The sequence below is a fragment of the Streptomyces sp. NPDC091416 genome (assembly GCF_044756845.1).
In the GTDB taxonomy this organism is placed as follows: Bacteria; Actinomycetota; Actinomycetes; order Streptomycetales; family Streptomycetaceae; genus Streptomyces.
Window position 1 is genome coordinate 202,284 of record NZ_JBIVTU010000004.1, and the last position, 21,088, is coordinate 223,371.

Consider the following 21,088-nt stretch of genomic DNA (forward strand, 5'->3'; position numbering starts at 1 on the left):
TTGAACCCGCACGCCAGGGCACCGGGCGGCCTCACGGTCTCCCGGCCCGCGTGGGCGGCGGCGGGGGCCATGGCGTACCCGCGGGTGTCGCCGGGCCGGCCCGCGCCCCGGGGGCGGCCCGCTCCCCGCGGCCCGCCCCGGGGCGTGTCCGGGGTCAGCTGGTGTAGGCCTCCAGTTCCGAGAGCTGTGCGGCCGGCCAGCCGGTGTTGCCGGTGAACGTCAGCCGCAGATAGCGGGTCGGGGTACCGGGGAGGGTGATCGTCGCACGGTTGCCGCTCGACGGGTCGAAGGTGTAACCAGCCGATGCCTTCAGCGTGTTGTAGGCACCGTTCCCGGTGCTGCCCGAGACGGCGAGCGTCTGCGTGCGGGTGGACCAGGCGGCTGCCGGGGGCAGCTTCAGGACCAGCCGCTTGACCGCCTTGGCCGCGCCGAGGTCCACGGTGATGGTCTGCGGGAAGGCGTGGTTGGTGCTCTCCCAGTAGCTGTTGGCGTCGCCGTCCACGGCCCGGGACGCGGTGTACACGTCGGCGTGGCCGGAGTCGGTGACCGTGCGGCCCTGGGCGAGGTTCCCCGTCTCGGCGGGCGGATCGGTGGGCGGGTCGGTCGGGTCGGTCGGCGGGTCGGTGGGCGGGTCCGTCGGACCGCTGCCGCCGCCCGGCACCCCGCCGTTGGTCCACACCGGGGCCGGCCAGGTGCCGGTGCAGGCCGGAGGGTCGGCGTACCAGCCGGAGTTCCCGGTGCCCCGGGTGATCTGGAAGCCGCTGCCGACACAGTTGTGGATCGGGTTGGACTGGGCGATGTGCGTGGCCACGACGTTGTTGAAGGTGGCCGTGCCCGGCGACTGGATCTGCAGCGCGTAGGTGCCGGCGCCGTCGATCCTGATGTTGTCGAAGTGCAGCCCGTTCGTCGCACCCTCGATGAGGTGGATCGCGGCGTAGGAGCTGTCCAGCACCTCGGTGTCGGAGATGTTGACCGTGGCGTTGATCGGTTCGTTGAGCCCGCTGAACCAGATCGCGCCGACGCCGAACTGCCAGTTGTAGTCGTTGTTCCCGGTACGGATCAGGGTGTTGCGCGCTGCCGTGGTCGTACCGGAGACGGCGGTGCCCTGACCGGAGTTGACGCCCGGATAGCGGTTGGCGATGTGCAGCCCGCCGCCGTTGGTGATGGTGTCCGACATGACGTTGTCGGAGATGGTGATGTCCTTGCCGCCGTACGTGACGATGTTGTTGGCGAGGATCGGCAGGATCACGGTGTTGAACGTGAACTTGTTCTTCACGTTCGGAACGTTCTCCGCCCACATCGCCAGACCGTCGTCACCGGTGTTGCGGACGAAGGTGTTGGTGACCGTGGAGTTGGTTACGCCGTAGTGGAAGTTCACGCCGTCGGCGGTCTGGTCCAGGATGCGGCTGTTCTTGATGGTGAAGTTGTCCATCGGACCGTCCATCCAGGCGCCGCACTTGGTGTGCTGCATCCAGACGTTGTCGACGGTCGAGTTCGACAGGGCTCCGCCGATGGCGTTGACCTGGTCGTTGTCCTCCCGCTCACGGATGTCCCCGATGATGGCGAAGTCCTTGAGCGTGACGTTGCGGCTGCCGCCCTGCGCGGCGTACTTGCCGTAGACGCCGACGGCCTTGCTGCGGTTCGACGGGTCACGGCCGGTCAGCACCGAGTACCAGGGCCCGGCGCCGCGCAGCGTCACCTGGTCCACGACGATGTGGTCGCGGACCTGGAAGGTGCCCTGTGGGATGTACACCTCCTTGCCCTGTGCCTTGCCCGCGTCGACGGCCGCCTGGATCTTGGCGGTCGAGTCGGCGGACCCGGTCGGGTCGGCGCCGAAGTCGGCGACGACGTCGAGGGCGCCCGAGGGCCTGGCGGTGGGCGCGGCCACCTGCTCGAAGTCCGCCAGGTCGATGGTGAACGACGGTGAGGCGGCTGTGGAGGAGACCTGCAGCCGGACCTTCGTGCCGGCCGCGAGGGTCGACCCGAACATGGTTCTGGCCTCGTCGTAGAAGTGGTGCGGGTTGGTGTCGCCCGGGTTGTTGTTGAACGGGTAGCCGCCGTAGTACCAGCCGTACTTCGACGTGACCGGGACCGCCTTGGGCGAGGCGCCGTTCACCGTCACGTCGATCGAGGCGTCCCGGCCCGATCCGGCGGCGTTGTCCGGCAGCGAGTAGCGGAAGGACATGGCGTTCGCGGGTGCGGTGAGCGTGAACTCCACGTACTCACCCACCGCGTCCAGTGTCACGGCCTGCCGGCCCGAGGCCTCCGAGGGCAGCGAGCCGTACAGGCGGTTCGGGCCGATCAGGGTGCCGTTGGTGGCGGCGTACTCGGCTTCCTGCTCCTTGAACGGAACGGTCGCACCGCGACCGGGAACCGCCAGCGGGGAGGGGGCGGGGATCCCGGCCGCGGTGGCGGTCGGGGCGCTGGACAGAACCACGGCGGCGGCGGTGCCGAACGCGGCGACGGCCAGCGCGAGAGAGGCGGATATCGATCGTCTGAGCAACTGGCGTCGGGGTGGTGGGGTCGTCACGTCTCAGTCGTCCTTGCGGCTCGTGGGGGCTCTTCGGACGCCCCACAGGCTAGGAGCAATGACGCAAGGAAGTCCACGCTGCTGCGCAAGATTCTGTCTTCCGTACTCAAATTTGCGACGGATCACCGTGAGAATCTGGTGTTCTGGGCGGGTTGGTCGCTCCGGCCGGGCCTGTGGGCCGAGGTCGAGGTTCTCCTCGCCGGAAGCGGGCGGGGCGGAGAAGGTGTGCCCTGGCGGGAAAAGTCAGGATCTCCCGGCAGTCGGCTGCCGCGGATGTGGCCGCGACCCATTGACAGTGCGGCAGTGTGCTGGCTTCATGCTTGGGAGCGCTCCCATCCCTTCTTGTTCTTCGGTCGAAAGGCGAAAACCAATGAAGTCGTTCAGGCGCGGGCGAAAGGGAACCCTGGTGGCCGCGGGGCTGGCCGCCGTCACTCTGTTCGCCTTATCGGGTACGGCTGACGCACAGCCGGTACGGGCTGCCGCCGGGATGGCGGCACCGACGGGGGCGGAGGCTCAAGCGGAATCCCGGGCAGAATCCCGAACACAGGCCGCGACCGGCGCGGACTGGCTGCACACCGATGGCAATCGGATTGTCGACGAGAACGGTCACCAGGTATGGCTGACCGGCGTCAACTGGTTCGGCTTCAATGCCACCGAGCGGGTGTTCCACGGCCTCTGGTCGGCCAATCTGGACACGCTCACACGGCAGATGGCGGAACGGGGCATCAATATCGTCCGGGTGCCCATCTCCACCCAGCTGCTCCTCGAATGGAAGAACGGACAGGCGACCGTACCGAGCGCGGTCAATTCCTGGGCGAATCCGGAACTGAAGGACAAGACGAGCCTTCAGGTATTCGACGCCTTTCTCGATGTGGCGGAGAAGTACGGCATCAAGGTCATGCTCGACGTGCACAGTGCCGAGGCGGACAATGCCGGGCACATCCACCCTGTCTGGTGGAAGGGTTCGATCACCACCGAGCAGTTCTACACGGCATGGGAATGGGTGACCGACCGCTACAAGTCCGACGACACGCTGGTGGCGATGGACATCAAGAACGAGCCGCACGGCAAGCAGGGCGACAGCCCCCGGGCGAAATGGGACGGCTCCACCGACCAGGACAATTTCAAGTACGCGTGCGAGACGGCCGGAAAGCGGATACTCGCCGTCAACCCGCACGTACTGATCCTGTGCGAGGGAATCGAGGTCTACCCGCGGGACGGGACGGACTGGTCCTCCACCGACGCGGCGGACTACGACTACAACTGGTGGGGCGGCAACCTGCGCGGCGCGGCGGAGCATCCCGTGGACCTCGGGGCACAGCAGGACCAGCTCGTGTACTCCCCGCACGACTACGGACCCCTCGTCTTCGCCCAGCCCTGGTTCCAGGGCGAATGGAGCCGTACGACGCTGGAGCGGGACGTCTGGGACCCGAACTGGCTCTATCTCCACAAGAACGGCACGGCGCCCCTGCTGATCGGCGAGTGGGGCGGCTTCCTGGACAACGGGCCCAACGAGAAGTGGATGACCGCGCTGCGTGATGTCATCGTCGAGAACCGGATCAGCCAGACCTTCTGGTGCCTCAACCCGAATTCCGGCGACACCGGCGGCCTGCTCGGATACGACTGGGCGACCTGGGACGAGGCGAAGTACGCGATGCTCAAGCCGGCCCTGTGGCAGGAGGACGGCGCCTTCGTGAGCCTGGACCACCAGACCCCGCTCGGCGGCGAGGGCAGCACCACCGGCATCAGCCTCACGGACCTGTACGGCTCCGGCTGAGGCGCCGGGCCCCGCGGAACCGGGAGGGCACGCACGAGGGCCCGGATGCTGGGGAGCATCCGGGCCCTCGTCCTTGCTGTGCTGTGCGGGCTACGGCAGCTGGGCCGCTCGTGCCTCGCGCCGGTTGTCCCGGAAGCTGTTCACCCGGCGGGCGGTCGCGAAGAGCGGGATGACCGCACCCAGGACCACCTGGAGCGCGCAGCCGGTCTGCAGGAGCAGCTGACCACCGGGGGCGTCGAACGCCCACGCGGCCAGGAGTCCCATCGCGGCCACGATCCAGCCGAGCATCGCCACCGCGAGAACGCCCCGCGGCTTCGGGTACTCGACCCGGCTGACCATCAGCCACGCCACTCCGACGATCGCGAGCAGCGTCGGCACGAAGGGCAGCTCCAGGAGCACGATCGAGATGACCGTGAGCGCCCCGAAGGGGCTCGGCATGCCCTGGAACATGCCGTCCTTCAGGGTCACGCAGGAGAATCTCGCAAGCCTGAGCACCACCGCCAGCAGCACCACGATCGCGGCGAGCGCCGAGACCCGCTGGTGTGCGTCGTCCGCGACCATGCCGTACACGAGCACGAAGTACGCCGGGGCGAGCCCGAAGCTGACCAGGTCCGAGAGGTTGTCCAGCTCGGCACCCATCGGCGAGGAACGCAGCTTGCGCGCCACGAGCCCGTCGAACAGGTCGAAGATCGCCGCCATGAGCATCAGGATCACGGCGGTGGCCGCGGAGTGCCGCGCCATGCCGCTCTCGTCGCTGCCCGTGAGGTGCGGAATGAGGATCCCCGTGGTGGTGAAGTACACCGCCATGAATCCACACGTGGCGTTACCGAGAGTGAGGGTGTCCGCTATCGACAGCCGCATCGAGAGCGGCATGTCCTCGGCGTCGTCCTCGGCCTCGGCCTCCGGCACCCAGCCGGCCTGTGTGTCCGGATCAATCACGGTCAATGCGAGTCACCCCCGCGGTGGTGGCCTGGCCGACCTCGACCGCGACATCGATACCTTCCGGAAGGTAGATGTCGACCCGCGAGCCGAACCGGATCAGGCCGATGCGCTCGCCCTGCTCCACCTTCGTGCCCTGCGGGAGGTAGGGGACGATGCGGCGGGCGACCGCACCCGCGATCTGCACCATCTCGATGTCGCCGAGCTCGGTGTCGAAGTGCCAGACAACGCGCTCGTTGTTCTCGCTCTCCTTGTTGAACGCCGGGACGAACCCACCGGGGACGTGCTCGACCGATGTCACCGTGCCGGCCAGCGGCGCGCGGTTGACGTGCACGTTCAGCGGGCTCATGAAGATCGCGACGCGGGTGCGCCCGTCCTTCCACGGCATGATGCTCTGCACCACGCCGTCGGCCGGTGAGATGACGCGCCCCTGGGTGATCTCGCGCTCGGGGTCGCGGAAGAACCAGAGCATGCCCGCCGCGAGCGCGGTGGTGGGCACGGCCACGGCCGCCCAGCGCCCGGACCTGCGGGCCCGGGTCAGGCTGAGTGCGGCGGTGGCGACGGTCGGCAGGAGCCACGGCGAAGCTCCGCGTGCGATGCGGACCCCGCCGCGTGTGGCAGAGGTAGGGCTGTCGGGCATGGATGACCTTCGTAGCGGATGAGGCCGCGCTGGCAACGGGGGACGGCGGCTTTCCGGCGATGTTATCGGTTGCTGACCGCAACTGGGCAAGCCAGCAGCCGAGTCGGACGTCTGGAAGGCACCGGATGAGGATGACAGGGTGTGATCTTCTTCGCGGCTAAATCGCCGCGAATGGGACAATCAACCCTGGAAACGGTACTCCTCGAGGAGTCGGCGCCCGATGATCATTTTCTGGATCTCGGCGGTACCTTCACCGATCAGCAGCATCGGGGCCTCACGGTAGAGGCGCTCGATCTCGTACTCCTTGGAGAAGCCGTAACCGCCGTGGATACGGAAGGCGTCCTCGACGACTTCCTTGCAGTACTCGGAGGCGAGGTACTTCGCCATCCCTGCCTCCAGGTCGTTTCGCTCCCCGGAGTCCTTTTTGCGCGCTGCATTTACCATCATTGCATGCGCGGCCTCGACCTTGGTGGCCATTTCGGCCAGCTTGAACTGGATCGCCTGGTGCTGGGCGATCGGTTTTCCGAAGGTGTGGCGCTGCTGCGCGTAGGAAACACCCAGTTCGAATGCACGCTGCGCGACGCCACAGCCACGCGCAGCCACATTGACGCGGCCCACCTCCACGCCGTCCATCATTTGGTAAAACCCTCGGCCGGTGGTGCCACCCAGGACGCGATTGGCTGGAATGCGCAGTCCGTCCATGATGAGTTCGGTGGTGTCGACGCCCTTGTAGCCCATCTTGTCGATCTTTCCGGGGATGGTGAGACCGGGCCGGACCTCGCCGAATCCGGGCTCCTTCTCCACCAGGAAGGTCGTCATCGACTTGTGCGGGGCGGTGCCTTCGGGGTGGCCTTCGTCACTCCGGCACAGGACCGCCACGAGCGAGGACGTGCCGCCGTTCGTCAGCCACATCTTCTGGCCGTTGAGGACGTACTCCTCGCCGTCCTTGACGCCCTTGGAGCTGATGGCCGAGACGTCCGAGCCCAGCGCCGGCTCGGACATCGAGAAGGCGCCGCGGACCTCGCCCAGCGCCATCCGGGGCAGGAAGGTGTCCTTCTGCTCCTGCGTTCCGTGCTGCTTGAGCATGTACGCCACGATGAAGTGCGTGTTGATGATTCCCGACACGCTCATCCAGCCGCGGGCGATTTCCTCCACGCACAGCGCGTATGTGAGAAGCGACTCACCCAGGCCCCCGTACTCCTCGGGAATCATCAGCCCGAACAGGCCGAGTTCCTTGAGGCCCTCGACGATCTCGGTCGGGTACTCGTCGCGGTGCTCCAGCCGGGTCGCGACCGGAATGATCTCCTTGTCGACGAAATCCCGGACCGTGGAGAGGATTTCCTGCTGGACGTCGTTGAGACCGGCCGTCTGGGCGAGTCGCGTCATGGCTACTTCTCCACGTTCTTCTGCGAAGGCGAAGGCTGCTGCAGTTCGGGGCGGCCGGGCTGTTCTCCGCCGCGCTCCTTGATGTACGTCTGAGTGGGGACCATGACCTTGCGGCGGAACACGCAGACGAGTGTGCCGTCCTGCTTGTAGCCCTTGGTCTCCACGTAAACGATTCCGCGGTCGTTCTTGGACCGTGACGGGGTCTTGTCGAGGACGGTGGTCTCGCCGTAGACCGTGTCGCCGTGGAAGGTCGGCGCCACGTGCTTGAGCGACTCGACCTCCAGGTTGGCGATCGCCTTTCCGGAGACGTCCGGGACCGACATGCCCAGCAACAGCGAGTAGATGTAGTTGCCGACGACAACGTTCTTGCCGAAGTCGGTCGTCTTCCCGGCGTAGTTGCTGTCCATGTGCAACGGGTGGTGATTCATGGTCAGCAGGCAGAAGAGGTGGTCGTCGTATTCGGTGACGGTCTTTCCGGGCCAGTGCTTGTAGACGGCACCGACCTCGAATTCCTCGTACGTGCGTCCGAACTGCATGATCAGGCCTCCGGCGCTTCGAACTTGGAGGTGCGCTGCATGCCGGCCGCGCGGCCCTTGCCCGCGATGACCAGGGCCATCTTGCGGCTGGCCTCGTCGATCATCTCGTCGCCGAGCATCGCGGAGCCCTTCTTGCCGCCCTCCTCGGAGGTGCACCAGTCGTAGGCGTCGAGGATCAGTTCGGCGTGGTCGTAGTCCTCCTGGGAGGGCGAGAACACCTCGTTGGCGGCGTCCACCTGTCCGGGGTGCAGGACCCACTTGCCGTCGAAGCCGAGCGCGGCGGCACGGCCGGCGACCTCGCGGTAGGCGTCCACGTCGCGGATCTGGAGGAACGGGCCGTCGATCGCCTGGAGGTCGTGCGTACGGGCCGCCATCAGGATGCGCATCAGGATGTAGTGGTAGGCGTCCGCGCCGTAGCCGGGCGGCTGCTGGCCGACGACGAGGGTCTTCATGTTGATCGACGCCATGAAGTCGGCCGGGCCGAAGATCAGGGTCTCCAGGCGGGGTGAGGCACCGGCGATGTCGTCGATGTTGACGAGGCCCTTGGCGTTCTCGATCTGCGCCTCGATGCCGATCTTCCCGACCTCGAAGCCCATCGTCTTCTCGATCTGGGTGAGCAGCAGGTCGAGCGCGACGACCTGCTGGGCGTCCTGGACCTTGGGCAGCATGATGCAGTCGAGGTTCGGGCCGGCGCCCTCGACGACCGTGATGACGTCGCGGTACGTCCAGTGGGTCGTCCAGTCGTTGACCCGCACGACCCGGGTCTTGCCCGTCCAGTCGCCGTTGTTCAGCGCGTCGACGATGGTGTGCCTGGCGCCCTCCTTGGCGAGCGGCGCACAGGCGTCCTCCAGGTCGAGGAAGACCTGGTCGGCCGGGAGGCCCTGGGCCTTCTCCAGGAACCGCGGGTTCGAGCCCGGAACGGCCAGGCAGGAGCGGCGCGGACGCAGCCGGTTCACGGGAGCGGTGGGCTGGGTCATGCGGGGACCTCCAGAGGGTCGAGCTTGTTCGCTTTCCGGATCTCGTCGACGATACGGCCGATGATCTCCGTGATGCCGAAGTCCTTCGGGGTGAATACGGCGGCGACACCGGCCTTGATCAGGGCCTCGGCGTCCGCGGGGGGAATGATCCCGCCCGCGATCACCGGGATGTCGCCCGCTCCGGTGCGGCGCAGCCGGTTCAGTACGTCCGGCACCAGCTCGGCGTGCGAGCCGGACAGGATCGACAGACCGACGCAGTGCACGTCCTCGGCGACGGCGGCCGAGACGATCTGTTCGGGCGTGAGGCGGATGCCCTGGTAGACGACCTCGAAGCCGGCGTCACGGGCGCGCACCGCGATCTGCTCGGCGCCGTTGGAATGCCCGTCCAGGCCGGGCTTGCCCACGAGCAGCCGCAGCCGGCCCGCTCCCAGGTCCTCGGCGGTCCGGGCCACCTTCTCGCGTACGAGGGCCAGCGGGGTGCCGGCCTCCGCCGTCACCGCGACCGGGGCGGACGACACCCCGGTCGGCGCACGGAACTCGCCGAAGACGTCGCGCAGGGCCCAGGACCACTCTCCGGTGGTGACGCCCGCACGGGCGCACTCGACGGTCGCCTCCATCATGTTCCCGGTGCCCGCCGCGGCCTTCTTCAGCGCGGCCAGCGCCTCCGTGGCGCGCGGCTCGTCGCGGTTGTCGCGCCACTCGTGGAGCGCGGCGACGACCTTGGCCTCGTTGGCCGGGTCGACCGTCATGATCGCCCCGTCGAGGTCGGCCGTGAGCGGGTTGGGCTCGGTCGTCCCGTGGATGTTGACGCCGACGATCTTCTCCTCGCCGCCCTCGATCCGGGCGCGCCGGGCGGCGTGCGAGGAGACCAGCTCCGACTTGAGGTAGCCGGACTCGACGGCCGCCATGGCGCCGCCCATCTGCTCGATCCGGTCCATCTCGGCGAGCGACTCGGTGACCAGCTCGTCCACCTTGGCCTCGATGACGTGCGAACCGGCGAAGATGTCCTCGTACTCCAGCAGATCGCTCTCATGGGCGAGTACCTGCTGGATGCGCAGCGACCACTGCTGGTCCCAGGGCCGGGGAAGCCCCAGCGCCTCGTTCCAGGCGGGCAGCTGCACGGCGCGGGCGCGGGCGTCCTTGGAGAGGGTGACGGCCAGCATCTCCAGCACGATGCGCTGGACGTTGTTCTCCGGCTGCGCCTCGGTCAGACCGAGCGAGTTGACCTGGACTCCGTAGCGGAAGCGGCGCTGCTTGGCGTCGGTGATGCCGTAGCGCTCGCGGGTGACCCGGTCCCAGATGCGGCCGAAGGCGCGCATCTTGCACATCTCCTCGATGAAGCGCACGCCCGCGTTCACGAAGAAGGAGATCCGGGCGACCACATCGCCGAACTTCTCCTCGGGCACCTGTCCGGACTCGCGGACCGCGTCGAGCACGGCGATCGCCGTCGACATGGCGTAGGCGATCTCCTGGACCGGGGTGGCCCCCGCCTCCTGCAGGTGGTAGCTGCAGATGTTGATCGGGTTCCACTTCGGGATGCGGTTGACCGTGTACGTGATCATGTCGGTGGTCAGCCGCAGCGAGGGTCCCGGCGGGAAGACGTGCGTCCCGCGCGAGAGGTACTCCTTGACGATGTCGTTCTGCGTGGTGCCCTGGAGCTTCCCCGCATCGGCGCCCTGCTCCTCGGCGACGACCTGGTACAGCGCCAGCAGCCACATCGCGGTGGCGTTGATCGTCATCGAGGTGTTCATCTGCTCCAGGGGGATGTCCTGGAACAGCCGGCGCATGTCGCCGAGGTGCGAGACGGGCACGCCGACCCGGCCGACCTCGCCGCGGGCGAGGACGTGGTCGGGGTCGTAACCGGTCTGCGTCGGCAGGTCGAAGGCGACCGACAGACCGGTCTGGCCCTTGGCGAGGTTGCGCCGGTAGAGCTCGTTGGACGCCTCGGCGGTCGAGTGGCCGGCGTACGTCCGCATGAGCCAGGGGCGGTCCTTCTGACGGCCGGTCATGTCAGATGTCCCTGAATCGGTTGATGGCGTCGATGTGCTGCTCACGCAGTTCCCCGTCACGCACGCCCAGGCCCTCGGCCGGCGCCAGCGCCAGGACGCCGACCTTGCCCTGGTGGAGGTTGCGGTGCACGTCGTACGCGGCCTGGCCGGTGTCCTCCAGGGAGTAGACCTTGGACAGCGTCGGGTGGATCTTTCCCTTCGCGACCAGGCGGTTGGCCTCCCAGGCCTCGCGGTAGTTGGCGAAGTGCGAGCCCACGATCCTCTTGAGCGACATCCACAGGTAGCGGTTGTCGTACTCGTGGTTGTACCCCGAGGTCGAGGCGCAGGTGACGATCGTGCCGCCCTTGCGGGTCACGTACACGCTCGCGCCGAAGGTCTCGCGGCCCGGGTGCTCGAAGACGATGTCGACGTCCTCGCCGCCGGTCAGTTCGCGGATGCGCTTGCCGAAGCGCTTCCACTCGCGCGGGTCCTGGTTGTGCTCGTCCTTCCAGAACCTGTAGCCCTCGGCGTTGCGGTCGATGATCGCCTCGGCGCCCATCTTCCGGCAGATCTCCGCCTTCTGGTCGCTGGAGACGACACAGATCGGGTTGGCGCCGCCGGCCAGGGCGAACTGCGTGGCGTAGGAGCCGAGTCCACCGCTGGCGCCCCAGATGAGGACGTTGTCGCCCTGCTTCATGCCGGCGCCGTTGCGGGAGACGAGCTGACGGTACGCGGTGGAGTTGACGAGGCCGGGCGCCGCCGCCTCCTCCCAGCTGAGGTGGTCCGGCTTCGGCATCAGCTGGTTGGACTTGACGAGTGCGATCTCCGCCAGGCCGCCGAAGTTGGTCTCGAAGCCCCAGATGCGCTGCTCGGGGTCGAGCATCGTGTCGTTGTGGCCGTCCGAGGACTCCAGCTCGACCGAGAGGCAGTGCGCGACGACCTCGTCGCCGGGCTTCCAGGCGTTGACGCCGGGGCCGGTGCGCAGGACGACGCCCGCCAGGTCGGAGCCGATGACGTGGTACGGCAGGTCGTGGCGCTTGCTGAGGTCGCTGAGCCTGCCGTAGCGCTCCAGGAAGCCGAAGGTCGAGACGGGCTCGAAGATCGACGTCCACACGGAGTTGTAGTTGACCGAGCTGGCCATGACCGCCACCAGGGCCTCGCCCGGGCCGAGCTCGGGCACCGGCACGTCCTCGACGTGGAGGGACTTGCGCGGGTCCTTGTCGCGGCTGGCGACGCCGGCGAACATCTCGGCCTCGTCCTTGTGCACGGTCACCGCGCGGTACGACTCGGGGATGGACAGGGCCGCGAAGTCCGCGGTGCTGCTGTCCTGCGACTGGATCGCGTCCAGGATTTCCTTCACGGTGTGCCTCCGGTGGTGCGGCGTTGAGGGAACGCTTGAGGGGCCTGCGGTGCAGGGGGAGCGGTGTTGCGTGGAGGTGTGCCGTCGGTTCGGCGGGTGATGCTGGGCAGCTTGCTCGGTGGAGCAGAAGGGTTCGCCTGTGACGCAGGCGTCCGGGCGCGCAGACACGTGGTTTGCGGGGACAGCCGGCGTACGTGAGGTCTCAGCACGCCGGCCGCCCGGACGACTTCAACGTATGGCACTCCGTGACAGCTGACAAGGCACTCGGTGCCAGCAATTTCCCTCAATTGTCATCCGGGTGCCACGCATGAGCAACACGGTGGGCGATTTGCCGCGATGTGCCCCGCGATGGGTGCTCAGGAGGAAGGGCGGTAGACGTACGGCGTCGTCGTGCCCAGGGCCGTGAAGCCGAGGCGCTGGAGGATCGGGCGGCTGTCCTCGGTCGCGTCGACCTGGAGGTACCGGTAGCCGCGCTCGGCGGCGATCCGGGCCCGGAAGGCGATGAGCGCCCGGTAGACGCCCCTGCCGCGCCACGCCTCGACCGTGCCGCCGCCCCACAGCCCGGCGAAGCCCGTGCCCGGGTACAGCTCCATCCGGGCCGAGCTCACCGGCTCGTCGCCCGCCATGGCCAGCACCGCCACGAAGTCGTCCGGGTCCTCCGCCAGCCGGGCCAGCACCTGACGCCGCAGCCGCGACCCGTCCGTGCCGAACGCCTGCTCGTGGGCCCGGGCCATCAGGTCCACATCGGCCTCGTCACGCACCGTGCGCAGCTGGACGCCCTCCGGGAGCCGTACGGCCGTGGGCTGGCCCGCCACCGGCGCGACGAGGAGGGTCTCCGGCTCCTCGGGCACGAACCCGGCCGCCAGCAGCCGCGCCCCGAGGTCGGCGGGCCGGTCGTGGGAGTACAGCTTCCACTCGAACTCCCCGTACCCGCGGGCGGAGCAGTGGGCCACCTGTGCGGCGATCGCCGCGTCCGCCCGCGCGGCGTCCAGATCGGGCGAGGACCAGACGACCCCGTTCCAGTCGGTTTCCGTGCCCACCTGACGTACGAAGCCGTCGCCGCGCTCGACGCGGACACCGGGGCCGTCCGGCCTGGCCCCCTCACGCATCTCGCGGTCGAAGACGGCCAGCAGTTCTTCACGGTGTGCAGAGGTTTGATCATTCATCCGCACACCACAGCACCGAGGCGCCGCCCCGGCAACCGGTTTCGCCGCGCCCGGCTCAGCGCTCCTTGAGGGCCTGCTGGATCGTGCGCATGACCTCGTCCAGCGGCGCGTCCGTCCGCGCCACGGCCACCAGCACCTCGCCCTCCGCGCTCACCGACGCGGCAGGCGGCTTGGCCGGATCGCTGCCGGCGGTCCGGCCCGCGCCGATGCCCGTCCCGAACGTGTCGCGGACGATGGCGAACGCCTGGTCCAGCTGCGCCTCCACGTCACCCTGGCCGTCCGCGCGCAGCCAGCGGCGCAGCACGTGGTTGTGCGCGGTGACCACGGCGGACGCGGCGACCTCCGCCAGCAGCGGATCGTCGTTGCCCGCGAGGTGGTCGCGCTCGTCGAAGTGGCCCAGCAGATAGCGCGTGAACAGCCGCTCGTAGCGGGCCACCGAGGCGATCTCGGCCTGCCGCAGGGTGGGGACCTCACGGGTCAGCTTGTAGCGGGCCACGGAGACCGCGGGCTTCGCCGCGTACATCCGCATGACTTCCTTGATGCCGCGGCAGACCGTGTCGAGCGGGTGCTCGTGCGCGGGGGCGGCGTTCAGGACCGCCTCGGCCCGGACGAGCGTGTCGTCGTGGTCCGGGAAGATGGCCTCTTCCTTGGACCGGAAGTGCCGGAAGAAGGTCCGCCGGGCGACGCCCGCCGCGCCCGCGATCTCGTCGACGGTCGTCGCCTCGTACCCCTTCGTGGCGAAGAGCTCCATCGCCGCGGCGGCCAGTTCACGGCGCATTTTGAGCCGTTGGGCGGCGGCGCGGGTGCCTGCGGCACTTTCCGGGACGTCGGGCGCGGCGGACACACGGGGGGACCTGGCGGGCTGGGACATGGTGTGAACGTACTGCATCGGTGCAGGAGAGCGCGCCTGTGGGGGCGGGCCGGCCGCCGGTCCGAGCAGCCCGCCCCACCCGGCTCCCGGTCCGCGGGGCCCGTCGCCGGGCCCCGCGGACCGGGGCTTCTCAGCGGCGGGCATATTCGCGGAAGCCGCGTCCCGTCTTGCGGCCGAGGCAGCCCGCGGCCACCAGATGCTCCAGCAGCGGCGCGGGCGCGAGGCCCGGGTCGCGGAACTCGCTGTGCAGCACCTTCTCGATGGCGAGCGAGACGTCCAGGCCGACCACGTCCAGGAGCTCGAACGGGCCCATCGGGTAGCCCCCGCCCAGCTTCATCGCGGCGTCGATGTCGTCGAGGCTCGCGTAGTGCTCCTCGACCATCTTGATCGCGTTGTTGAGGTACGGGAACAGCAGCGCGTTCACGATGAAGCCGGCCCGGTCCCCGCAGTCCACCGGGTGCTTGCGCACCTTCCCGCAGACCTCGCGGACCGTGGCGTGCACATCGTCCGCGGTGAGCACCGTACGGACGACCTCGACCAGCTTCATCGCGGGCGCCGGGTTGAAGAAGTGCATCCCGATGACGTCCTCGGGCCGCGAGGTGGCCCGGGCGATCGCGACCACCGGCAGCGAGGAGGTGGTCGTCGCGAGCACCGCGCCCGGCCGGCACACCTTGTCCAGCGTGGCGAACAGCTGCTGCTTGACCAGCAGGTCCTCGGCCACGGCCTCGACGGCCAGGTCGACCCCGGCGAAGGAGTCCAGCGACCCCGCCGCGGTGATCCGGGCGAGGGTCTCGTCCCGCGCCCCGGCCGTCAGCCGCCCCTTGGCGACCGACCGCTCCAGCGACTTGGCGATCCGGGCCTTCGCGGTGTCCGCCTTCTCCTGGCTGCGCGCGGCGAGCACCACGTCGTACCCGGCCTTCGCGAAGACCTCCGCGATGCCCGAGGCCATCGTCCCGGAGCCCGCGACGCCCACGGAACGCACCGCACGGCCCGCGCCCGCCCCGGCGTCCCCGGCCGGAGTCAGCGCGTCCGGCACGACGCTCTGGCTGCCCGGCTCCGCGTACGTGTAGAAGCCGCGGCCCGACTTGCGGCCGGTCAGCCCCGCCGCGGCGAGCTGGCCGAGCACGGGCGCCGGGGCGTGCAGCCGGTCGTGCGAGGCGGAGTACATCGCCTCCAGGACGGTACGGGCGGTGTCGATGCCGATCAGGTCCAGCAGCGCCAGCGGGCCCATCGGCAGACCGCAGCCCAGCTTCATGGCCGCGTCGATGTCCTCGCGGGAGGCGTAGTTCGCCTCGTACATCGCGGCGGCCTGGTTGAGGTAGCCGAACAGCAGGCCGTCGGCGACGAACCCCGGCCGGTCGCCGACCGCGACCGGCTCCTTGCCCAGTTCCCTGGCGAGCGCGGTGACGGCCTCCACGGCCGGCGGCGCGGTCAGCACCGAGGAGACCACCTCGACCAGCTTCATCGCGGGCGCCGGGTTGAAGAAGTGCAGGCCGAGGACCCGCTCCGGGTGCTGCGACTCCGCGGCGAGACGGGTCACCGACAGGGCGTTGGTGCCCGTGGCCAGGACGGCGGTGGGGGAGACGATCGCGTCGAGCTCGCGGAAGAGCTGCTGCTTGATCTCGTACGTCTCCGGCACGACCTCGATGACCAGCTCCGCCTCGGCCGCGGCCTGGAGGTCGGAGAAGGTACGGAACCGGGCGAGGGCGTCGCGCCGCTCCTCCTGTGTCATCCGCTCGCGCTGCACGGCGCGGGCGGTGGAGGCTTCCAGGGAGGCGACGGCCTGGCGGGCGGCCGCGTCGTCGATGTCGATACCGATGACCTCGCGGCCGGCGCGGGCCAGGACCTCGGCGATGCCGGTGCCCATGGTGCCGAGGCCGACGACGGCAATGGTGCTGAACGGGGTGTCCATCACGGGACTCCAGGGATGAGTGACGACTGAGGGACGCACGCGGTGCGCGGCGGTGAGAAAGGGCCGAAGGGCCCGACCGGCGTGAGGCGTGCGGGAGTTGCCTGTCGTGGTGCTCGGGTCCCGGGCGCGAACCGCACGCCGGGGACCGGGAAGGGGCGACGGACTCTGTCCCGGAGTCACGTCTCACAAGCTGCCGAACCGACAAACACTCCGGGTGGCTGCGTCACCAGGCCACCGGAGCCGGCGGGGGGAGTGTCCCGCTCACATGAGGTTAACCGGCGGGTAACGAGCGCGCCAGTCCCCGGCTGTTGTGGCCCCCCTCACATCCTCGGCCGTCTTCGGCACGCTGCGTGGCCACCTATACGCTGACGGTCATGGATGAGGAGTACCGGTCACTGACGCACCGACTGGCGGAAGAGGCGGGGGAGTCGGCGGACTACCGCAGACTGCTGGCCACCGATGACGACGAGGAACTGGCCCTGGTGCTCGTCGAGCGCGAACGCCCGCTCTGGGCACGCGAGATCGCCGCGTTCCGGCTGGGCTGCGGCGGTGACCGCCGGGCTTTCGAGACCCTGGTGCTGCTGCTCAACCACCGGGACCCGGAGCGCTGCGTCGGCGCCGCCCACGCCCTGGCCCGCCTCGGCGACCCCCGCACGCCGCGCGCGGCCGCCGCCCTCGCCACCAACTCCCTGCGCACCGCCTACGCCCTGCACCCGGTCCGCCTGCTCGCCGAGCTGGGGGCCCCGGAGTCCGTGCCCGCCCTCGTGAGCACGCTGTCCCGGCTGCTCGGGCCGGACGAGCCGCACTGGCGGGTGGCCCTCGCCTGCGTCGAGGGCCTCGGGCGGCTCGGCGACGCACAGGCCCGCCCGGTCCTGGAGGCCGCCCTGCCCCACCCCCGTCTCGGCGACGCGGCCGAGGACGCGCTCAGCCGCCTGCCGACGGGCTGACGGGGCGGACGTAGCGGACCTCGGGCACCGCGACCCCGTCCACGTCGAAGGGCTCCTCGGCGCCGTCGGGGCGAAAGCCCGCACGCTCGTAGAAACGCCGGGCCGGCGCGTTCTCCTTCAGCACCCAGAGCGCGACATCGGGGTGGCCGGCCGCTGCGGCACGCGCCAGCACCTCCGCCATCAGGGCCCGGCCCACACCGGTCCCGGTCTGCTCCGGCAGGACGTAGATCGCGTACACCTCACCGCGGGCGAGCCGTCTGCCGTCCTCGCGGTACGGCCCGTACGCGGCCCACCCGACGACACCGAGGCCCGCCCGCTCGGCCACCACGTTGACGACGGCGCCCGGCTCCGAGAAGGAGCCGCGGCGGCGCTCCGCGTCCGCGGCGACGTCCATCGCGTCCAGATGCGCCTGCGGCATCAGACCGGCGTAGGCGCTCTGCCAGCCACGCACCCGGACCTTCGCGACGGCTTCGCAGTCGTCGAAGATCATGTCCCGGATCAAGGCGGGGGAGGCGTGCGCGGGCACGGGCCGAGAGGTCATCGGGCCATCCTCGCGCACGCCTTCGAACTGCGGCAACGTCCTTTTCTCAGCCCCGGAAGCCGAGCAGCCCGTGCAGCGTGCCGCCGCTCGCGTCCGTACGGGAGGCCGGGCGCGCGGACTTGGCGGTCACCGGCGTCGGGTCGGGCGTCTTCGCGCAGACCGCGTCCACGTCGCCGCCCTTTCCGCGCGGCACGGTCCCCTTGGCCAGATAGTCCGCCAGATACCGGTCCAGGCAGGCGTTCCCGCTCAGCGTGACGCCGTGGTTGCCGCCGCCCTGCTCGACCACCAGGCTGGAGCCCTTGAGCTTGCGGTGCAGCGTGACGCCGCCCTCGTACGGGGTGGCCGCGTCGTCCGTCGCCTGGAAGAGCAGTGCCGGGGGCAGTGCGCGGTTGGAGACCCGCACCGGGTTCAGCGGTTCCACCGGCCAGTTGGCGCACGGGGCGTTGTACCAGGTGTTGCCCCAGGTCATGAACGGGGCCTTGGCGTTGACCCGTCGGCTGTCGCTGCGCCAGACGTTCCAGTCCTTCGGCCACTGCGCGTCCCGGCACTGAACGGCCGAGTACACCGAGTACCCGTTGTCGCCCTCCGCGTCGACCGCGGCGAAGCGCTCGTACGCCTTGACCAGGGCCTGCTCGTCCTTGTCGTGGACGTAGGCGGCGAAGGCCTCGGCCAGGGCGGGCCAGTAGCCGTTGTAGTAGCCGCCCGGCAGGTAGGTGTCGTCCAGCTCGCCGGCGCCGACCCTCTTGCCCGCCGGGTGCTTCCTCACCGCGTCCCGCATCCGGTACCAGGCCGCCTCGACCTCCGCCGGGTCGCTGCCGAGCCCGTACGCGGCGTCGTGCTTCGCCACCCAGGCGGCGAACGCCTTGTGGCGGGTGTCGAACGCGTAGTCCTGGCTGAGGTTGTCGTCGTACCAGACTCCGTCCGGGTCGACGTTCGAGTCGAGGACCAGTCGCCGGACGCGCTCCGGGAACAGCTTGGCGTACACCGACCCGAGGTAGGTGCCGTAGGAGTACCCGAGGTAGTTGAGCTGCCGGGATCCGGTCGCACTCCGGATCACGTCGAGGTCCTTGGCCGCGCTGACCGTGTCCATGAACGGGAGCAGGTCCGGGTACTTCTTCCCGCAGGCCGCCGCGAAGCCGCGGGCGCGGTTGCGGTTGGCCTGCTCGTCCCGGAAGGACCGCGGTACCGGGTCGGGCCGTACCGGATCGAAGTACTTCGGTACGCAGTCCAGAGCCGGCCGGCTCCTGCCGACGCCGCGCGGGTCGAACCCGATCACGTCGTACTGGGCGGCCACCGCCTTCGGCAGTGAGGCGGCGACGAAGCCTGCCATGGACAGACCGCTGCCGCCCGGGCCGCCCGGATTGACCAGCAGCGGCCCCTGGAAGCTCTTCGCCGTGTGCGGGACCCGGGTCAGGGCGAGGGTGACCGTGCGGCCCGACGGCTCGTCATGGTCGAGCGGGGAGCGCACGGTCGCGCACTGGAGCGTCGGGGACGACTGGGTGGCGCAGTCGGTCCACTTGACCGGGGCGGCGCGCTGCGCGCCGCTGTCGGCGCTCGCCGGAGACGGCGCGGCGGTCACCAGACCGGCGACCGTCGCCCCGACGGCGAACAGAATTCCTGGACGGTTCGTCATATGGCCTCCCGTGGTGGGGGAACACGGCTGCGCGTGGCGCAGCCCCCGCCGCATGCTCCCCGCATTCGGAGCCGGAAGGACCTGATCCGGTGAGAGATGACCCGTTTGCCCCGTGGGCGCGGCCCGGGTCAGAGCAGGGTCAGCTGGGTGGGCTCGGAGGCGGGCGGCGCTGTCCGCCGCTCATCGCGCCCACGGAGGCCGCGGGGCGTCCCGGGGTGCGAGGGGCCGATGCCGTACTCCGTCGCCAGCTCGTGCACGGACCGGGTGATGCGGCGCTGGTACCACGTGGGTGCGTACGCGCCGTCCGCGTACAGCCGCTCGTAGCGCCGCACCAGATGGGGATGGTGGTGGCCGAGCCACTCCATGAACCACTCCCGGGCGCCCGGGCGCAGATGGAGGACGAGCGGGGTCACCGACGTCGCGCCGGCGGCGGCGATCGCGCGGACCGTCGCCCGCAGCTGGTCCGGCCGGTCGCCGAGGTACGGGATGACGGGCGCCATCAGGACCCCGCAGCCGATGCCGTGCTCGCTGAGGGTGCGGACGACGTCGAGGCGCCGTTCGGGGGAGGGGGTGCCGGGCTCCACGGTCCGCCACAGCTCGGGGTCGGTGAAGCCGACGGAGACCGAGACGCCGACCTCGGTGACTTCGGCCGCCTGCCGCAGCAGCTCCAGGTCGCGCAGGATCAGCGTGCCCTTGGTGAGGATGGAGAAGGGGTTCGCGTGGTCGCGCAGCGCGGTGAGGATGCCGGGCATCAGCCGGTAGCGCCCCTCGGCCCGCTGGTAGCAGTCGACGTTGGTGCCCATCGCGATGTGCGCGCCGTGCCAGCGGGGCGAGGCCAGCTCGCGGCCCACCAGCTCCGGGGCGTTGACCTTGACCACGATCTGCGAGTCGAAGCCCAGGCCGGTGTCGAGGTCCAGATAGCTGTGGGTCTTGCGGGCGAAGCAGTAGACGCAGGCGTGCGTACAGCCCCGGTAGGGATTGACGGTCCACTCGAACGGCATCCGGGACGCGCCGGGTACCCGGTTCACGATCGAGCGGGCCCGTATCTCGTGGAAGGTGATGCCCCGGAACTCGGGGGTGTCGAAGGTGCGGGTCGTCACCGCGTCCGCGGCGAAGAGCGCGCCGGTACGGGCTGTGGTGGTTTCGGCGGGGTTGTCGGCCAGATGGTCCCAGCGCATGGAGGCCTCCTCGGTAGCACTGCCCCGAGAATAGAACACTTGTTCCCTTGATCGTTTTCTCCCCTTCGTCCCGGACCGGATTTTGAGCGGGGCTGCCGAGGTGGTTGGCTCAGCACACCCCCGAACAACCGAGTGCTGGAGGAACAGCCATGGCGCAGGTCGAGGCCACGACAGAGCGGATCATCGCGGCGGACGCGGAAGCGGTGTTCGACGCGCTGGCCGACTACAAGGACGTCCGCGGCAAGGTGCTGCCGGGCCAGTTCAGCGAGTACGAGGTCCGGGAGGGCGGCGACGGCGAGGGCACCCTCGTCCACTGGAAGCTCCAGGCCACCAGCAAGCGGGTGCGCGACTGCCTGCTGGAGGTCAGCGAGCCCATCGACGGGCAGCTCGTGGAGAAGGACCGCAACTCCTCGATGGTCACGACCTGGACCGTCACCCCGGCCGGTGAGGGCCGGTCCAAGGCCGTCGTCTCCACCGTGTGGAACGGCGCCGGAGGGATCGGCGGATTCTTCGAGAAGACCTTCGCCCCCAAGGGACTTGGCCGCATCTACGACGAGCTGCTGCAGAACCTCGCGGCCGAGGTCGAGAAGTAGTCTTCGGCGGAGCCGCCCGGCCTCACCGGTTCGGGTGGTTTTTTCGGCGCTTTGGTTGTGCGCCGTAGTGGCTCCCACCGGGGGATAAGCCCCCTGAGTGCGCCGTCAGCGCCC

General features: G+C 69.7%; 17 protein-coding genes. 3 read left to right on the forward strand and 14 right to left on the reverse strand.

What is annotated here, in order from left to right; genetic code table 11:
• Nucleotides 1–154: 154 nt before the first annotated feature.
• The gene (locus ACIQMX_RS14500; RefSeq protein WP_402477844.1) at nucleotides 155–2,530 is read right to left on the reverse strand and encodes a discoidin domain-containing protein; all 2,376 of its coding nucleotides are present in this window, start codon (nucleotides 2,528–2,530) and stop codon (nucleotides 155–157) included.
• A gap of 370 nt (nucleotides 2,531–2,900) precedes the next feature.
• On the opposite strand from ACIQMX_RS14500, the gene ACIQMX_RS14505 reads away from it, so the two are divergent.
• Nucleotides 2,901–4,307, forward strand: coding sequence for a glycoside hydrolase family 5 protein (locus tag ACIQMX_RS14505; protein WP_363074832.1), 1,407 nt, complete (start codon nucleotides 2,901–2,903; stop codon nucleotides 4,305–4,307).
• Nucleotides 4,308–4,397: 90 nt separating this feature from the next.
• On the opposite strand, the gene pssA is transcribed toward ACIQMX_RS14505, so the two are convergent.
• The 10 genes from pssA to ACIQMX_RS14555 all read right to left on the reverse strand — a co-directional run bounded on the left by pssA (nucleotide 4,398) and on the right by ACIQMX_RS14555 (nucleotide 16,082).
• Nucleotides 4,398–5,216, reverse strand: coding sequence for a CDP-diacylglycerol--serine O-phosphatidyltransferase (pssA, locus tag ACIQMX_RS14510; protein WP_187285435.1), 819 nt, complete (start codon nucleotides 5,214–5,216; stop codon nucleotides 4,398–4,400).
• Between the two features lie 22 nt (nucleotides 5,217–5,238).
• A complete protein-coding gene (locus tag ACIQMX_RS14515; protein WP_363074830.1) occupies nucleotides 5,239–5,886 on the reverse strand; it encodes a phosphatidylserine decarboxylase in 648 nt (215 codons plus the stop codon).
• Between the two features lie 180 nt (nucleotides 5,887–6,066).
• Nucleotides 6,067–7,272, reverse strand: coding sequence for an acyl-CoA dehydrogenase family protein (locus ACIQMX_RS14520; protein ID WP_363074828.1), 1,206 nt, complete (start codon nucleotides 7,270–7,272; stop codon nucleotides 6,067–6,069).
• Nucleotides 7,273–7,274: 2 nt separating this feature from the next.
• Nucleotides 7,275–7,808 carry a MaoC family dehydratase gene (locus ACIQMX_RS14525; protein WP_363074826.1) on the reverse strand — a complete coding sequence of 178 codons (534 nt, stop codon included), beginning with the start codon at nucleotides 7,806–7,808 and terminating at the stop codon, nucleotides 7,275–7,277.
• Between the two features lie 2 nt (nucleotides 7,809–7,810).
• Complete coding sequence (locus ACIQMX_RS14530; RefSeq protein WP_363074824.1) at nucleotides 7,811–8,785, reverse strand: CoA ester lyase; 975 nt, start codon at nucleotides 8,783–8,785, stop codon at nucleotides 7,811–7,813.
• Nucleotides 8,782–10,794, reverse strand: a complete 2,013-nt coding sequence (locus ACIQMX_RS14535) for a protein meaA (protein WP_363074822.1) — start codon at nucleotides 10,792–10,794, stop codon at nucleotides 8,782–8,784. Before ACIQMX_RS14535 ends, ACIQMX_RS14530 begins: the two co-directional genes overlap by 4 nt.
• A 1-nt stretch (nucleotide 10,795) precedes the next feature.
• Nucleotides 10,796–12,133 carry a crotonyl-CoA carboxylase/reductase gene (gene ccrA, locus ACIQMX_RS14540; RefSeq protein ID WP_363074820.1) on the reverse strand — a complete coding sequence of 446 codons (1,338 nt, stop codon included), beginning with the start codon at nucleotides 12,131–12,133 and terminating at the stop codon, nucleotides 10,796–10,798.
• 356 nt (nucleotides 12,134–12,489) lie between these two features.
• Nucleotides 12,490–13,299 carry a GNAT family N-acetyltransferase gene (locus ACIQMX_RS14545; protein ID WP_402477850.1) on the reverse strand — a complete coding sequence of 270 codons (810 nt, stop codon included), beginning with the start codon at nucleotides 13,297–13,299 and terminating at the stop codon, nucleotides 12,490–12,492.
• 55 nt (nucleotides 13,300–13,354) lie between these two features.
• Nucleotides 13,355–14,170: a TetR family transcriptional regulator gene (locus ACIQMX_RS14550; protein ID WP_402477852.1), complete on the reverse strand. Its 816-nt coding sequence runs from the start codon at nucleotides 14,168–14,170 to the stop codon at nucleotides 13,355–13,357.
• A 130-nt stretch (nucleotides 14,171–14,300) separates the two neighbouring features.
• Nucleotides 14,301–16,082 carry a 3-hydroxyacyl-CoA dehydrogenase family protein gene (locus ACIQMX_RS14555; protein ID WP_402477855.1) on the reverse strand — a complete coding sequence of 594 codons (1,782 nt, stop codon included), beginning with the start codon at nucleotides 16,080–16,082 and terminating at the stop codon, nucleotides 14,301–14,303.
• Between the two features lie 374 nt (nucleotides 16,083–16,456).
• On the opposite strand from ACIQMX_RS14555, the gene ACIQMX_RS14560 reads away from it, so the two are divergent.
• Entirely contained in the window at nucleotides 16,457–17,029 is a 573-nt protein-coding gene (locus ACIQMX_RS14560) for an adenylosuccinate lyase (protein ID WP_402477858.1), read from the forward strand.
• Here ACIQMX_RS14560 and ACIQMX_RS14565 read toward each other — a convergent pair.
• From ACIQMX_RS14565 to ACIQMX_RS14575, 3 genes are all read right to left on the reverse strand, one after another.
• A complete protein-coding gene (locus ACIQMX_RS14565) occupies nucleotides 17,007–17,570 on the reverse strand; it encodes a GNAT family N-acetyltransferase (protein ID WP_402477860.1) in 564 nt (187 codons plus the stop codon). The genes ACIQMX_RS14560 and ACIQMX_RS14565 overlap by 23 nt on opposite strands.
• A 46-nt stretch (nucleotides 17,571–17,616) precedes the next feature.
• Complete coding sequence (locus ACIQMX_RS14570; RefSeq protein ID WP_402477863.1) at nucleotides 17,617–19,203, reverse strand: alpha/beta hydrolase; 1,587 nt, start codon at nucleotides 19,201–19,203, stop codon at nucleotides 17,617–17,619.
• Between the two features lie 128 nt (nucleotides 19,204–19,331).
• Nucleotides 19,332–20,381, reverse strand: a complete 1,050-nt coding sequence (locus ACIQMX_RS14575; RefSeq protein WP_402477866.1) for an Rv2578c family radical SAM protein — start codon at nucleotides 20,379–20,381, stop codon at nucleotides 19,332–19,334.
• 149 nt (nucleotides 20,382–20,530) lie between these two features.
• On the opposite strand from ACIQMX_RS14575, the gene ACIQMX_RS14580 reads away from it, so the two are divergent.
• Nucleotides 20,531–20,974 carry an SRPBCC family protein gene (locus ACIQMX_RS14580; RefSeq protein ID WP_363074805.1) on the forward strand — a complete coding sequence of 148 codons (444 nt, stop codon included), beginning with the start codon at nucleotides 20,531–20,533 and terminating at the stop codon, nucleotides 20,972–20,974.
• Nucleotides 20,975–21,088 lie beyond the last annotated feature (114 nt).

Coding starts and splice junctions, on each gene's coding strand:
- ACIQMX_RS14505 (WP_363074832.1), top strand. CDS start 2,901: ATGAAGTCGTTCAGGCGCGGGCGAAAGGGAACCCTGGTGGCCGCGGGG.
- ACIQMX_RS14515 (WP_363074830.1), bottom strand. CDS start 5,886: ATGCCCGACAGCCCTACCTCTGCCACACGCGGCGGGGTCCGCATCGCA.
- ACIQMX_RS14520 (WP_363074828.1), bottom strand. CDS start 7,272: ATGACGCGACTCGCCCAGACGGCCGGTCTCAACGACGTCCAGCAGGAA.
- ACIQMX_RS14525 (WP_363074826.1), bottom strand. CDS start 7,808: ATGCAGTTCGGACGCACGTACGAGGAATTCGAGGTCGGTGCCGTCTAC.
- ACIQMX_RS14530 (WP_363074824.1), bottom strand. CDS start 8,785: ATGACCCAGCCCACCGCTCCCGTGAACCGGCTGCGTCCGCGCCGCTCC.
- ACIQMX_RS14535 (WP_363074822.1), bottom strand. CDS start 10,794: ATGACCGGCCGTCAGAAGGACCGCCCCTGGCTCATGCGGACGTACGCC.
- ACIQMX_RS14545 (WP_402477850.1), bottom strand. CDS start 13,299: ATGAATGATCAAACCTCTGCACACCGTGAAGAACTGCTGGCCGTCTTC.
- ACIQMX_RS14550 (WP_402477852.1), bottom strand. CDS start 14,170: ATGTCCCAGCCCGCCAGGTCCCCCCGTGTGTCCGCCGCGCCCGACGTC.
- ACIQMX_RS14555 (WP_402477855.1), bottom strand. CDS start 16,082: ATGGACACCCCGTTCAGCACCATTGCCGTCGTCGGCCTCGGCACCATG.
- ACIQMX_RS14560 (WP_402477858.1), top strand. CDS start 16,457: ATGGATGAGGAGTACCGGTCACTGACGCACCGACTGGCGGAAGAGGCG.
- ACIQMX_RS14565 (WP_402477860.1), bottom strand. CDS start 17,570: ATGACCTCTCGGCCCGTGCCCGCGCACGCCTCCCCCGCCTTGATCCGG.
- ACIQMX_RS14570 (WP_402477863.1), bottom strand. CDS start 19,203: ATGACGAACCGTCCAGGAATTCTGTTCGCCGTCGGGGCGACGGTCGCC.
- ACIQMX_RS14575 (WP_402477866.1), bottom strand. CDS start 20,381: ATGCGCTGGGACCATCTGGCCGACAACCCCGCCGAAACCACCACAGCC.
- ACIQMX_RS14580 (WP_363074805.1), top strand. CDS start 20,531: ATGGCGCAGGTCGAGGCCACGACAGAGCGGATCATCGCGGCGGACGCG.